This window comes from Pseudoalteromonas sp. GW168-MNA-CIBAN-0100 (assembly GCF_040309225.1).
GTDB classification, from domain to species: domain Bacteria; phylum Pseudomonadota; class Gammaproteobacteria; order Enterobacterales; family Alteromonadaceae; genus Pseudoalteromonas; species Pseudoalteromonas arctica.
In genome coordinates this window covers 1-263 of sequence record NZ_JBEOOL010000691.1, presented here as the reverse complement: position 1 = coordinate 263, position 263 = coordinate 1, and the positions used below count along the sequence as shown (strand labels likewise).

The following is a 263-nucleotide window of genomic DNA, read 5'->3' as shown; positions in this document are numbered from 1 at the left end:
AACAACAACTGCGATAATCCAAAGGCAAAGCCGCCAATACTAATAATGGCGTTAAAGTCAGCAAACTGTAGCGCATAGTCGGGTATACGGCGTGGCATGCCTGCAAGCCCTACAAAGTGCATAGGAAAAAACAATACATTTACGCTTACCAGCGATAACCAAAAATGCCATTTAGCCAGCGCTATGTTATACATATTGCCAGTCCATTTAGGCAGCCAATAATACGCGCCTGCCATAATAGAAAACACCGCTCCCGTTACCAG

1 protein-coding gene is annotated in these 263 nt (G+C 44.9%); it reads right to left on the bottom strand.

Going from position 1 to position 263, the window contains the following annotated elements:
• On the bottom strand, positions 1–263 hold a 263-nt coding region (locus AAEY62_RS23035; RefSeq protein ID WP_350636752.1), incomplete at both ends, for a cbb3-type cytochrome c oxidase subunit I.